The sequence below is a fragment of the Nitrospinota bacterium genome, assembly GCA_016208975.1.
GTDB lineage: Bacteria > Nitrospinota_A > UBA7883 > UBA7883 > JACRLM01 > JACQXA01.
Window position 1 is genome coordinate 2112975 of sequence record JACQXA010000004.1, and the last position, 12144, is coordinate 2125118.

Consider the following 12144-nt stretch of genomic DNA (forward strand, 5'->3'; position numbering starts at 1 on the left):
GCAGGGCTATTGGGTTATAATTACAACATCAACTCAACGGGGTTTAAATCATGTTGCAGGCGATAAGGGGACATTACAGGGATGGCAAAATTGAGCTTTATGAGGAGCCGAAATTGAAGGAAGGCGAAATAATTGTGACTTTCCTGAATTCGGGTGAATCTGTATCGGTTGATTTGCAGGCTCGAGGAATATCAATAACCGAGGCGGCTGATTTAAAATACAGGCTTAAAACGTTTGAAGCCGACTGGAACGCCGAGGGGATGGATATTTATGACAAAGTATAAAAAGGGAACGGTTGTATTAGCCCTTTTTCCCAAATCCGACCTTGTAACCGCAAAGCGTCGTCCTGCCTTGGTGGTTCAAGCCGATACGCCAAATACAGGGCTGGATCAAGTCATTATAGCCATGATAACAAGTAACCTTGCCCGCGAAGGCCATCCCTCCCGTGTGAGGATCAACAAGGATTCCGATTCAGGAAAACAGGCGGGATTGCTCACCGATTCCGTGATCATGACGGACAATGTGGCCACTGTCAGGCTGGTTGAGATAGACAAGGCGCTTGGCGCATTGCCGGATACGAGCTCGGTGGACAAAGCATTGAAGATAACTTTCGGTTTGTAAAATGGCTGGATTCGCGGCTAATCGTAAATCCGTCCTAAAACGCCTCGACGCCAAAGGCGAAAACTGCGAAGCATGGGAACGGGAGATAGGCGGAATTGTGGCGAAGCTGTATGGACTGCCTTCAAGCATGAATCTGTTGTTGTGTTGACAAAAAGATAGAGAAATATGTGAGATCATGAAGATACATTTTTCAGATTTTTTTGAAATTGATCCTGAGGATATCGAGAAGTATGGAGCGTTTAATATTTCCTTAATTAATGACCTGCCTCTCTTTATTGATCCTTTCCTACTTTTCAATAGTACTAAAGAAGAATATAAGCTTCTTCATTCCGAGATAATACACTACATTGCCTTTTTAAGGGATCAAGCTACTTCTGGAAGAATAGATAATGGCCTTCTCAGGAGTTGGTATGAATTCCCTGAGGTCAAACAAAATTGGTTGGGATTCAGCCGGGTGGGGAATAGTGGCGCAGGACTTGGCTCCGATTTTGCCAACGCGCTATTTAATAACTTGCATGAGTTGTTCAAAGATTTTGGTGGAGAAAGAATCACAAGAGGAAGCCACCTTGAAAAGCTATGCCTGATAAAAGAGGGAGTGGGGAAGGACAAAATCAGTGACTTTACAGCAAATCTCATTAAGCAATATCTACTTCAATATACACAGGAATTTGGTAAAAGGTATTTAAAGAGCAATCAAAGAAAAGTTGTCGCTGTCAGCAAGGTAAGGTTTAACTATCAGACAAGATCATGGGAGAGCGGGCATTTTGAGCTACCTTATCAAGAGGGTGATTACATCATTCTGACTCCAAAGGATATTTTGACAAAAGAAGATACATGGATAAATAAAGCAGATTTAATACATGATTTCGACGATATCGTTCAGGCCATTCCAAATGATCAACTAAGAGCACAGCTAAGTCATTATCTTCATAGCGTTCTTCCAGAAAAACCCAAGGAAGCGGATATTCGTGAAGCACGTAGCAAGGTTGTAGCCAAGTATCCTCAGATTGTTGATTACTTCATACGCTACAAAGAGGAAAACGGTGGGCAAGCGATATCATTAAGTGAGCAAAGGGTAAAGGAAATAGAAAACGTATTTTTCAAGCAACTTCGCGAATTTGTTTCTACCCTCGAAAATTCAAATCAGTTTTATCCAATTGGGGAAAATACATATGAAGAAGCGAAAAGGAGAGTTCTTTTTCTTAAGGATATAATTGAAAATAAAGGAGGGCACAAATTATTCTTTGTCAACGGTGAACCAATCCGGCGTGAAAGCGATCTGCAAATATTATTTCGTCTTACATGGTATGCAACACCGTCGGATATCAGCAGAGAGGTAAACGATGGGCGAGGGCCTGTTGATTTCAAAGTGTCTAGAGGCAGTAAGGATAAGTCTTTAGTTGAATTTAAATTGGCGAAAAATACACACCTAAAACGCAACTTGGAAAAGCAATTAGCTATATATGAAAGGGCAAGCGATGCAAAACACTCATTGAGCGTGATTCTATTTTTCTCGGAAGAGGAACTGATTAAGGTCAATGGAATATTGAAAGAACTCGGATTGCAGAAATCCTCAGATATTATTTTGATAGACGCCTCTTCAACAAATAAACCATCAGGTTCAAAAGCGTAAGCCAGAAAAATGATTTTATGATGACGATTAAACGTTTCGCCTCCAAGCTGGACTCCATACCAGTTGGAACCTCGTGGCTTCTGGCTGATTTGGGTGAAGCTCTGGGTAAGCAGGAGCTTTTCACAAAGCAATCACCGCAAAGGCTTAACGTTTTGCGGGAACATGCCTTGATTGAGAGCGCCGTTTCATCCAATCGAATTGAAGGGGTGACGATGGATGACGAGCGTGTTCGCCCGGTCATTCTTGGCAAGTCTCATCTGCGAGATAGGAACGAGGAAGAAATAAGAGGCTATCGGAACGCGCTTAAGATTATTCATGAGCAAGGCGCCAAAATGCCGGTATCGGAAGATAGCATCCTCAATCTGCACAAGCTCACGCGGGGTGAAATATGGGACGCTGGGAAATATAAAGAAAAGAATGTGGACATAATCGAGAAAATGCCCAATGGCCGGGATCGTGTCCGGTTCAAAACCGTTCCGGCGGCTAAAACCCCGGCTTATATGGCCGAATTGGTAACGCTGTGGCGGCAAAGTATGGATGAACGTTCAGCGCCACCTCTCATACTGCTGGCGGCGTTCAATCTGGACTTTTTGTGCATCCATCCTTTTCGGGATGGGAATGGCCGCGTATCCCGATTATTGCTTCTGTTCCAGTTATACCGCCTTGGGTATGAGGCGGGGCGTTACATCAGCATTGAACGCATCATCGAGCAGAGCAAAGACCGCTACTATGAAACTCTAGAGCAAAGCTCCCAAGGCTGGCATGAGGGCAAACACGACCCGTGGCCTTATATTAATTATGTCCTTTTCACGCTCAAGACGGCATATCGAGAGTTGGAAGAGAGGGTAGGCCAGGTCAAGAGTCCTCGCGGGGCAAAGACGGAACTTATCGAATCAGCGATTAATTCCTTTACGGGTGAATTTACGTTGTCCGATCTGGAGCGGGCCTGCCCCGGAGTAAGCCGGGATATGGTTCGACGAGTGCTTCGAGACCTCCAGAAAGCCAAGAAAGTGGAGTGCCTTGGCCGTGGGCCTGGGGCATCGTGGAAGAAAAAGGGTAATACCCCTAAAAGGGGGTAATAATAAGGATAATAGCAAGCAGGATCACCCTTCTTTCAATTCTGCCAATCTAGACAAGCAAAATACGATTTCCTTTCCGCTCAATCACCCCAGACAAAGAACCGCCCCTAAATATATTTCCCCGTTTTTGCTGACGACCATATGACGACCAGAGGGATTTAAAGATTTGACAGATTGTTTAACTTATTGAAAAATGGTGCCCTCGGCGAGATTCGAACTCACGGCCTACGGATTAGGAATCCGGCGCTCTATCCAGCTGAGCTACGAGGGCGTCGCTTGAATGGACGATTATATCTAAAGAAACCGGCCGAAGGAAGAAATTGTTCCGCCCCATATTCCACCCAAACCCGCAAACCGCGGACTTGTTTTCAAAATGACGGTAACACCATCTCTCGGCCCGCCCAGCTCAACCTTTCACCTCATTTATGGTGAACAACGGCTCGTAACGCACTCCTTTGGCCTTGAACGCTTCCACGCCTCCCATATTCCGGTCCACAATGGAAACAACCCCCGCAATTCGGGCGCCGGCTTCCAGTATCACGTCTATGGCTTTCAGCGATGACCCGCCGGTGGACACCACGTCCTCCACCACAACCACGTTTGTTCCCGCGGCTATCTTCCCCTCTATTTTTCTGCCGGTGCCATGGCCTTTGGGCTCTTTGCGCACGATGATGTTAAAAAGCGGCGCCCCTTCCATGGCGGAAACAAGGCTTACAGCGGTGGATATGGGTACGGAGCCCAGCTCCATCCCACCAACGGCGTTGGCGCCCCACCCGCGCACGGTCTCAAAAATCACCCGCCCCACCAATAACGAACCCTCCGGATCCAGGGTGACTTCCTTCATGTCTATGTAGTAATCGGATTTTAAGCCCGAAGACAGGGTGAAATCCCCCTTGCGGTAAGCCTTCGTCCTGATTGCGGCTAAAAGTTCTTGTCTATCGTCGTTCACCATAAAACCCCAGTTAAGTAACATATCAACTACCGGCGCCAAATTTTTATAAAAGGCGTTTTCCACGCGGCGTGGAATTCCTTGACGAGCCTTCGCGCGCCATGCTAGTTTTCCCTATTGCGCCGAATCGGCCCTAAACTAAACGTGGTATTTTAACCATGTCTCGCAACCGCGATAAGGATTTTTTAGCATGAATAACAGAATTTGCCTGGTTGTCGCCGCTCTGCTGGTTTTCTTGGGAACCCTGGCTTCAACCCGTACGGCTCAGGCCATTCCCGCTTTTTCAAAGAAATACGAGATTGCCTGCTCGGCCTGTCACGGCTCTTTCCCAAGGCTTAACGATTTCGGCTCCAAATTCAAACTTAACGGCTTCCAGCTTCCCGCATCGGAAGACGGCGGCTCCACCGCCAAGCTGAATCCGGCGGAAAACCTGTTTTTGGACATTGGCAAGGCCAGCCCGCCCATTTCCATTATTCTCGATGGCGGCGTAACCATTATTCAGGCGGCCAAAGGAGAGTTCGAGGACAAGAACAACAAGTTCTTCTGTTGTGTTAACGGGAACTCCGTTACGGCGGATTTGGGTGGCACCGTGGCCCCCAATATCGGTTACTGGCTCTCACTGCCCTGGGGTAAGGAAGAAGTGGCCCAAGCCAACATTCGTTTCGTAAACTGGTTCGGCCCAGGTTATGTAAGTATGGACTTGGGCGCCATGCGGGTGATGGATTACGACGTGGTTTCGCCCGGGCGCGAGTGGTTCGCCGCGCCGTTGGTGGCGTTCCACGGGCATCCTTACCTCACTTCCTCCACCGAGGAAGGATTTGGCGCCGCCCATAACGACACTGGCGTCAGGATCTACGGCCGTCCTTCATATGGCCCATTTACATACGAAGTGGGCATGTTCACCGGAGCCCAGCTTGTGGGCGCCGGGGATGACGACCAGGAGCATGCTTACACCTTCATGGGCCGGGTGGATGTGGACAAGTTCTCCACCTCTTTGCGGTTTTGGACCAACAAAACCGGCCTGACCGATGTTTCAACCCCGCTTTCGTCTGGAGAAACCATAAGTTTTCCCGCCAGCGGGCAGACACCCGATGAAACCACACAGGAGATGATTGTCTCCGCCTCGTACAAACACCCATATTTCGAGGTGGACGTAACGGTGGACAGGTCCTCGTTCACCTTGGGCCAGCGCACCGCGTTGGGAACCGATGGCGTGAGCCATACATATTCCCAAAGCTCCCAGAACAGGCTTGGCGCTTCCATAGGGATTGTGTGGCTGGTCAACTCCTGGATGGAGACGGGGCTGGCCTACGGTTACTCCAAGATGGAAGATTACACCGTAACTGTGGACGGCGCGGAATCCACCATAAAAGGGAATCCTGTCAGCCTGGCTCAATGGAGGCTGGACATCCGCCCCACCGCCAACTTGAAAGTGGGTTTTGAGGCGCAGTTAGACACCTCTTCCGCCGATTCTCGGAAAAGAAGCGACGGAACCGAGTTTGACCCGCAGAACAAGGTGCTCTTAACCTGGAAACTGGCTATTTAAGAACCACCCCGGTTTTATTGAACGTGGAAGCGCAGAAGTTTGATGTGGATGTCCTGGTTTTCGATCTGGACGGCACACTTATAGATTCCAAGCAGGACATAGCCGACTCATTAAACTGGACCTTCGGCCAGTTTGGTTATGAACCTTTGCCCATGAACCTTATAGAGCAGTTTGTGGGCAACGGAATAGCCCCACTCATCAATCGCGCTGTGAACCAGGCTGGCCACCCGGAGCGGGAAACGGAAGTGCTTAAAGTTTTCCGGGCCAGGTATTATGAACACCTGCTGGATCAAACCATGTTTTTCCCCGGCGTCGAAAAAACCCTGAACCTTTTAAAGAGCCGGTACAAAATGGGGCTGGTCACCAACAAACCCCACCAATTCACCGAAAAAATCGTGGCCAAACTGGGCCTGGACTCATATTTCAACGGCGAGGTTTACGGAGGCGACACGTTACCGGTCAAAAAACCGGATCCCGCCTCCATACTGAGAATATCCAGCCGCTACGGAGTCAGTCCCTCCCGCGTCTTGATGGTGGGGGACTCCTCGGTGGATGTGATGACCGGCAAGAACGCCGGGTCGTTCACCGTGGGGGTCACATATGGATTCAGAAGCGTGGAGGAGCTTATCGAAGCCAAACCTGACGCAATGATAGACCGGTTCGAACAATTGACGGGCCTTTTGGCCTAATGACCATGAAACGATACGGCCAGTGCGTCCAATGCGGCTCCTGTTGCAGTTTGATGAGAATCACGGGTGTGTTGAGCAACGTGCTTTCCCAGCACGGTTCACTGGAAGAGGCCCGGAAATACTACGGGTTCCGTGGCGTGAAGATTACCGATGTGGCCCCCGAAGCGGACAGGTTGTGTTTTGAGTTGGAAATCCCCTGCGACAAGCTTACCGCCTCTAATCACTGTGCGCTACATGACAAACCGGAGGAAAAACCGGTGATATGCCACCGTTATCCCCTGGCTCCGGACGACATAGAAAACTGCGGGTTTTACTTTAAATAACCCCGTCGTTTATACAAGGCTATTCGCCGCCATAACAAATGGGGCGGCGGTTTTAAGGTTTTCGCAGGCTTTCGCCAAACTCTCCCATGATTCATATATCCCAAATAGAGTGGAGCCGCTTCCGCTCATTATGGTTTTTAATGGCCCTGGCTTGGTGTCCATCATCCGGTCAAGTAGCGTGACCAATTCCGGATGGGTCTGGACAGCCCAGGGCTGTAAATCGTTATCCAAACGGCGCGCCAACCTTGCAGGCTCGCCGGACTCCACATCGTCAATCAACCCTTGTACGTCAGGGTAACCCTTAAAATCGAACCTTGAACCCTGATACGCTTCTTTAGCGGAAATACCGAATAAGGGTTTCACAAGGAGCAGAGGGAATGATGTTCGCGGATTCAACGGTGTGATTTTTTCGCCGATACCTTCAACCAGCGCGCAGGTCCAGTCGCCCATGAAAAATGGGGTGTCGGCCCCGATGGATAGGGCTATGGATGTAAGTTCTTTTTGAGGAACGTTCAGCCTCCACAGTCCGTTCAACGTCCGCAACGTGATGGCGGCGTTAGAGCTTCCCCCACCCAGCCCGGCGGCTATGGGAATCCGTTTTATCAGCGTTATATCCACTCCAGCCTTTACGCCCGCATGTTTTCTCAACGCTTCGGCGGCCTTTATTATCAGGTTCGCCCCATCCAGAGGCACAACAGGGTTGTCGCAAGCCAGCGTCAGCCTGCCATCATCCCTGGGTGTGAAGGACAAGGTGTCGCACAAGTCCAGCTTTTGAAAGACCGACAGGATTTCATGGTAACCATCGGGCCTTTTCCCTACGATTTTAAGGACAAGGTTTATCTTGGCTGGTGATTTGGATGTAATAGTCATGCCGCAGGATTATATCAGCCCTGGGATGCCTGGCGGTATGGGCTTTAAGCCTTGTGGCGGTCAGACTTGGGAAGCCCTTCCATTAACGAATACAAAGTCCGCAAGAGCCTGGCCGGCGATGGAGGCTACGAACGTTTTGCCCCGGAAGCCCACTTTCTTCTTCTCGAACAGCCCCATGAGCTTCTCGTAAGCCTCCTGGCTCTTATAGTCCGAAAGATCACGATAGCTGGCCATGACACGGTCTCCCTTTTTCATAACTAATTATCGGCCTGCCTGCTCCAGGGCTTTAGGGAAATTAACATGCGCCCCAAAGCCGGTCGCTGACTTATGTCATATACCATGCAGGCAAAAGGTTCTAAATTAATATGTAATAACCGAGCAATAAGCTAAACTATTCTTGAAAGGCTGTAAAATGAACGCGATAGCGGAGAACATGACCATCAACGATGTAGTTAACCGGTATCCTGAAACCATGAAAGTGTTTAACCGTTACAAAGTGGACTCCTGTTGTGGCGGGGCGCAAAGCATCAAGAACGCGGCGGAACTCAACGGTGTGAACCTGTCGAAACTTTTAGACGATCTGACCGCCGCCGTAAAAAAGGGGACATAAGCCATGGCCCATACCAAGTGGAAACAGGGGTTTTTCTCTGATGTGGAGCCTATCTCCATGCGCGATCCTCTGGCCGAAGCCTTGGGGGCTGTAAATCCCGGGGAACTCATCCATTACCATTATACCGATTGCGTGAAAGTGGCGGGCCATGCCTGCGCGTCGGTGTCTTCGGCTTTCATGATGACCAAGCTGGCTTTGAACGCCCTTTTTGGCGACGAAACCCCAGTGAGGGGTGAAATTTCCGCCCGCATAGCCGGAGGCCGTGAGGATGGCGCCACGGGGCCCATAGGGCAGGTTATCCAGTTCATCACAGGGGCGGCGGTGGAAACCGGATTCAAAGGGCTGGGAGGAAGGTTTGCCAGGGCTCATAAGTTCCTTTATGACGAGAACCTTAAAGATGAAGCGGGGCAGGGCATTCTGGCCGAATTCACCCGGCTGGACACCGGAGTCAAAGTGCGGGTTCGCGCCAATCCTTCGATAATCCCGTTGACCGGAGAAGAAATGGCCGGGGCCCAGCATTTCGCCAAGGTGGTTTCCGGCAAGGCCAACGAAGAGGAGCGGGAGGCTTTCTTCGCTTACTGGCAGGGCAGGAACAGGAAAATCCTTCTGGAGCAAATACCCGGCTTATTTAGCGTGGAACGGATCGGGTAAAGCCCACCTTTCCCTCCTTTATTTACATGTCCGGCTTGAGCCATTTCAATGTGTTTATAAACACGTCCAGGTCGCCTTTTGTGAACAGGCAAAACACGATGCGGCGCAGGCTCTGGTTCTCCTCCCGCGCAAAATGATCCAGGGCCGTGGATAACATTATCGCCGCGCACCGGTCCACAGGGAAGCCAAACACCCCGGTGGATATGGCCGGGAAGGATATGGACTGTATTTTAAGCTCTTCGGCCCTTTTCAATGACGCAAGCGTGGCCATGTGAAGCTTGTTGTCTTCATTTCCCTCTCCCATGCGGGGGCCCACGGCGTGGATAACGTAACGGGCCTTAAGGTTCCCGGCGCCGGTGACCACGGCGTCCCCAACGGGGCATTGGCCGATCTTGCTCATCTCAATTTGTATGGCGTCGCCGCCCTTGGCCGCGATGGCGCCGGACACCCCCGCGCCGAGTACAAGGCTGGTGTTGGAGGGGTTTACAATGGCGTCGGTGGCCATCTCCGTTATATCCCCCTGCATAAGCTCAATAGGGCCGCTTTTCACGAGAAGTCTCCGGTTTCTATCTGGATTGATTATAAACTTTAAGGCCGGTCCTGGAAATGCCAAAGGGCAGGTGGGTGGCCCCCTCCGCCGTGACGGCCCGTATAACTTCCTGTTGCCTGTGAGGCTCGGCGGTCACAAAGAAACAGCCGCCACCCCCGGCGCCGCAAATGCGGGCGGAACGGGCGCCGTTTTTCATGGCTGAGGCTATGGCCCGGTCTATAACGGGGGTGGAAATTTCCGGGAACAGGGAACGGCGGGCGTTCCATTCGTCGCCCACGGCTTTTTCGAAAGCGGCGTAATCGTCTTCCCTGAGCGCGATAAGGGCGCGCAGGGCGCAGGTTGTTATTTTGTCGAATTTTTTCACCACGGCGTTGTCTTTCTCCACAACCCGTTTGAACATTTCCCAGTTGTTTATGCCGGATGAGCGGGATTTGCCAGAGTAGAAAAGCAGAACATGGCGGGCCAGCCACGGCCCGGCGTTATCCAGCTTTTCGCGGACCATCCCCCCGGCGGGAAAATGGAAGGCGTTCACCGAGCCATACACCGCCGCGGCGTAATCCTGTAACCCTGTGGGGGTCCTAAGCAGGGCCGCCTCCACGTCTTTGGCCACCTGGATGAGTTTTTCTTTGGTCACTTTACGTCCGGTGGCTTTGGCCAGTGCGCCGCACAGGGCTATGTTCAGCGCCGAAGAACCCGCCAGCCCGGCCCCGGCGGGGGCTTCCGATCGGGTTACAATCTGGGCTCCGGTGTGGTCGTCGTGGGCGAAATGCTCCAGCAGACGCGACAGCAGGCCCAGCGGGTGATGATGGTTAATTGAATCTATGTCGGCAAAATCCACCCGGTGGTTGGTGTCTTCGGAGACCAGCACTATTTTGCCGTCATCGCGCGGGGTAACGGTGGCGGTGGTTTTTATGGATATGGCCATGTTGATGGTCACCGCCCCTTCGAAAAACAGGTTCAACGGCCATATATCCAGGGTTCCCCCGGCCAGGTCTATCCGGGTTGGGGCTACGGCGTCCACAGTCTCAAACGGTTTCATTTCCCCTTTACCTTGTGGCCAGCGGATTTCATCAGTTTATTCACCGCCTCCACGGGTATATGGACCATATCCCCCGGCTTTATCATTCCCAGGGTTATGTTCCCGATGGACACCCTTTTAAGTTTCAGCACCGGGTGCCCCAGCGTTTCCAGCAGACGGCGTATATGACGGTTGCGCCCCTCGGTAAGCACCATCCTCAGCCAGCAGTTGGAGCCTACAACCTCGGTAACCTCCACCGAGTCTGCCGCCAGCCGCTCACCTTCTATGGTGACGCCGCCTTTTATTTTCTTTAGCGCCTTTTCATCGGGCGTGTTGCGGGTTTTGACAAGATAAACCCGCTCAACCCGGTTTTTCGGCGAAAGCACGGCCTGGGCGAAAGCCCCGTCGTTGGTGAGCAGTAGAAGCCCCTCGGACATAATATCAAGTCTGCCCACGGGATACACATTCATATATCCCGGCGGCAGATAATCCATAACGGTGCGCCGCCCCTCCTCATCCGACCGGGTGGTGACTACCCCCTTGGGCTTGTACATGGCCAGGTATATCTTGCGGGGGGCCTGGGCCAGAACCTTGCCTTCCACCTTGATGATGTCGTTTTCCGGGTCGGCGGAAACACCTTTAACCCGCACCGTAACGCCGTTTACGGAAACTTTTCCCGACGCGATAAGCGCCTCGGCCTTGCGGAGGGAATATTGCCCCGTGGCGGCGATTATCTTGTGAAGGCGTACTTTAGCGGGACTGCCGTCCTCACTCTTCTTTTGCGTCATCCTGTCCCGATTCTTCCGTGTCTTCAATATAACGGGAACGCAAGCTTTCCCCTTCGGGGTCTTCTTCCGCCTCAAAACCTTTGGTTATTACGGCAAGGCCGTCTTCCTCCACGCCCCCCTCTTCCACCTCGACGGATTCCTCATCATTGGAGGGTTCTTCGGCTGTCTCCCCGGCCGGTTCGAGAGTTTCAATTTCCCCCTCCTCGACGGTTTCAACTTCGCCGGAAACGCCGCCTTCCCCTTCATCGTCCGCAAACTCCAGCGACTGTTGCGGCGAAAGGGACATCATGGCTTCCAGCTCCTCGGCGAACTCGTCCAGCGTTGGCAGGTCCGCCAGGCGGGCCAGACCGAAATATTCCAAAAACCGCTTGGTGGTGCCGTACATCATTGGTTTGCCGGGGGCTTTTCTCCGGCCCATGGCGCGGAGGAGGTTCTTTTCCATCAGGCCCCGGAGCGCCGCGCCAGAATCCACCCCGCGGATCTCATCCACCTCCGCCCGGGTGATGGGCTGGCGGTATGCGATTATGGCCAGCGCCTCCAAGGCGGCCCGGCCCAGTTTTTGCCCCTTTTCCATTTTATAGAACTGGGTTACCCACCCGGCGTATTCCGCCCGGGTCTGCAACCGCCACCCCTCGGCCACCTCCACCAGCGTTGTGGGGCGGTTTTCAAAATCCTCCCGCATGGACGAAAGGAACTCCAGCATTTCTTCCCGGGTGAATTCCCGGTCGAAAAGCTCCACAAGCCGCTCCACGGTAACGGGGCTGTCCGCTACGAAAAGGATGTTCTCGATTATCGCCTTTACCTGTTGCTGATCCAA

16 protein-coding genes and 1 tRNA gene are annotated in these 12144 nt (G+C 51.9%); 9 read left to right on the plus strand and 8 right to left on the minus strand.

Annotated features, from left to right (window positions below):
• Window positions 1-50: 50 nt before the first annotated feature.
• From HY751_13815 to HY751_13830, 4 genes are all read left to right on the plus strand, one after another.
• Window positions 51-284, plus strand: coding sequence for a hypothetical protein (locus HY751_13815; protein MBI4667474.1), 234 nt, complete (start codon window positions 51-53; stop codon window positions 282-284).
• A complete protein-coding gene (locus HY751_13820) occupies window positions 271-621 on the plus strand; it encodes a type II toxin-antitoxin system PemK/MazF family toxin (GenBank protein MBI4667475.1) in 351 nt (116 codons plus the stop codon). Before HY751_13815 ends, HY751_13820 begins: the two co-directional genes overlap by 14 nt.
• 175 nt (window positions 622-796) lie before the next feature.
• On the plus strand, window positions 797-2254 hold the full coding sequence (locus HY751_13825) for a hypothetical protein (GenBank protein MBI4667476.1): 1458 nt from the start codon (window positions 797-799) through the stop codon (window positions 2252-2254).
• A gap of 17 nt (window positions 2255-2271) precedes the next feature.
• The gene (locus HY751_13830; protein ID MBI4667477.1) at window positions 2272-3333 is read left to right on the plus strand and encodes a Fic family protein; all 1062 of its coding nucleotides are present in this window, start codon (window positions 2272-2274) and stop codon (window positions 3331-3333) included.
• Window positions 3334-3527: 194 nt separating this feature from the next.
• Here the strand turns inward: HY751_13830 and HY751_13835 are convergent.
• Window positions 3528-3604: transfer RNA gene (locus tag HY751_13835), tRNA-Arg, on the minus strand.
• 135 nt (window positions 3605-3739) lie between these two features.
• A complete protein-coding gene (gene pyrE / locus HY751_13840) occupies window positions 3740-4285 on the minus strand; it encodes an orotate phosphoribosyltransferase (GenBank protein MBI4667478.1) in 546 nt (181 codons plus the stop codon).
• Window positions 4286-4472: 187 nt separating this feature from the next.
• Here pyrE and HY751_13845 point away from each other — a divergent pair, with 187 nt between their 5' ends.
• From HY751_13845 to HY751_13855, 3 genes are read left to right on the plus strand one after another with little or no spacing between them, the layout of a single operon-like run.
• Window positions 4473-5828: a hypothetical protein gene (locus HY751_13845; protein ID MBI4667479.1), complete on the plus strand. Its 1356-nt coding sequence runs from the start codon at window positions 4473-4475 to the stop codon at window positions 5826-5828.
• A 23-nt stretch (window positions 5829-5851) separates the two neighbouring features.
• Window positions 5852-6517: an HAD-IA family hydrolase gene (locus HY751_13850; protein ID MBI4667480.1), complete on the plus strand. Its 666-nt coding sequence runs from the start codon at window positions 5852-5854 to the stop codon at window positions 6515-6517.
• Between the two features lie 53 nt (window positions 6518-6570).
• Window positions 6571-6840 (plus strand): hypothetical protein, encoded by a 270-nt coding sequence (locus HY751_13855; protein ID MBI4667481.1) that lies wholly within the window; start codon window positions 6571-6573, stop codon window positions 6838-6840.
• A 9-nt stretch (window positions 6841-6849) separates the two neighbouring features.
• On the opposite strand, the gene ispE is transcribed toward HY751_13855, so the two are convergent.
• Window positions 6850-7710 (minus strand): 4-(cytidine 5'-diphospho)-2-C-methyl-D-erythritol kinase, encoded by an 861-nt coding sequence (gene ispE, locus HY751_13860; GenBank protein ID MBI4667482.1) that lies wholly within the window; start codon window positions 7708-7710, stop codon window positions 6850-6852.
• Between the two features lie 60 nt (window positions 7711-7770).
• Window positions 7771-7965 (minus strand): hypothetical protein, encoded by a 195-nt coding sequence (locus tag HY751_13865; protein ID MBI4667483.1) that lies wholly within the window; start codon window positions 7963-7965, stop codon window positions 7771-7773.
• Between the two features lie 157 nt (window positions 7966-8122).
• On the opposite strand from HY751_13865, the gene HY751_13870 reads away from it, so the two are divergent.
• Both HY751_13870 and HY751_13875 read left to right on the plus strand, forming a co-directional pair.
• Window positions 8123-8320 carry a DUF542 domain-containing protein gene (locus tag HY751_13870; GenBank protein ID MBI4667484.1) on the plus strand — a complete coding sequence of 66 codons (198 nt, stop codon included), beginning with the start codon at window positions 8123-8125 and terminating at the stop codon, window positions 8318-8320.
• Window positions 8321-8323: 3 nt separating this feature from the next.
• Window positions 8324-8971, plus strand: a complete 648-nt coding sequence (locus HY751_13875) for a hypothetical protein (protein ID MBI4667485.1) — start codon at window positions 8324-8326, stop codon at window positions 8969-8971.
• Between the two features lie 22 nt (window positions 8972-8993).
• Here HY751_13875 and HY751_13880 read toward each other — a convergent pair whose 3' ends face one another.
• Genes HY751_13880 through scpB form a run of 4 tightly spaced genes read right to left on the minus strand, consistent with a single transcriptional unit; the run spans window position 8994 to window position 12144 of the window.
• Window positions 8994-9497, minus strand: a complete 504-nt coding sequence (locus HY751_13880) for a macro domain-containing protein (GenBank protein MBI4667486.1) — start codon at window positions 9495-9497, stop codon at window positions 8994-8996.
• 40 nt (window positions 9498-9537) lie between these two features.
• On the minus strand, window positions 9538-10560 hold the full coding sequence (locus HY751_13885) for a GHMP kinase (protein MBI4667487.1): 1023 nt from the start codon (window positions 10558-10560) through the stop codon (window positions 9538-9540).
• Window positions 10557-11327 (minus strand): rRNA pseudouridine synthase, encoded by a 771-nt coding sequence (locus HY751_13890; GenBank protein ID MBI4667488.1) that lies wholly within the window; start codon window positions 11325-11327, stop codon window positions 10557-10559. The genes HY751_13885 and HY751_13890 overlap by 4 nt, the downstream gene beginning before the upstream one ends.
• Window positions 11308-12144: an SMC-Scp complex subunit ScpB gene (gene scpB / locus HY751_13895; GenBank protein ID MBI4667489.1), complete on the minus strand. Its 837-nt coding sequence runs from the start codon at window positions 12142-12144 to the stop codon at window positions 11308-11310. Before scpB ends, HY751_13890 begins: the two co-directional genes overlap by 20 nt.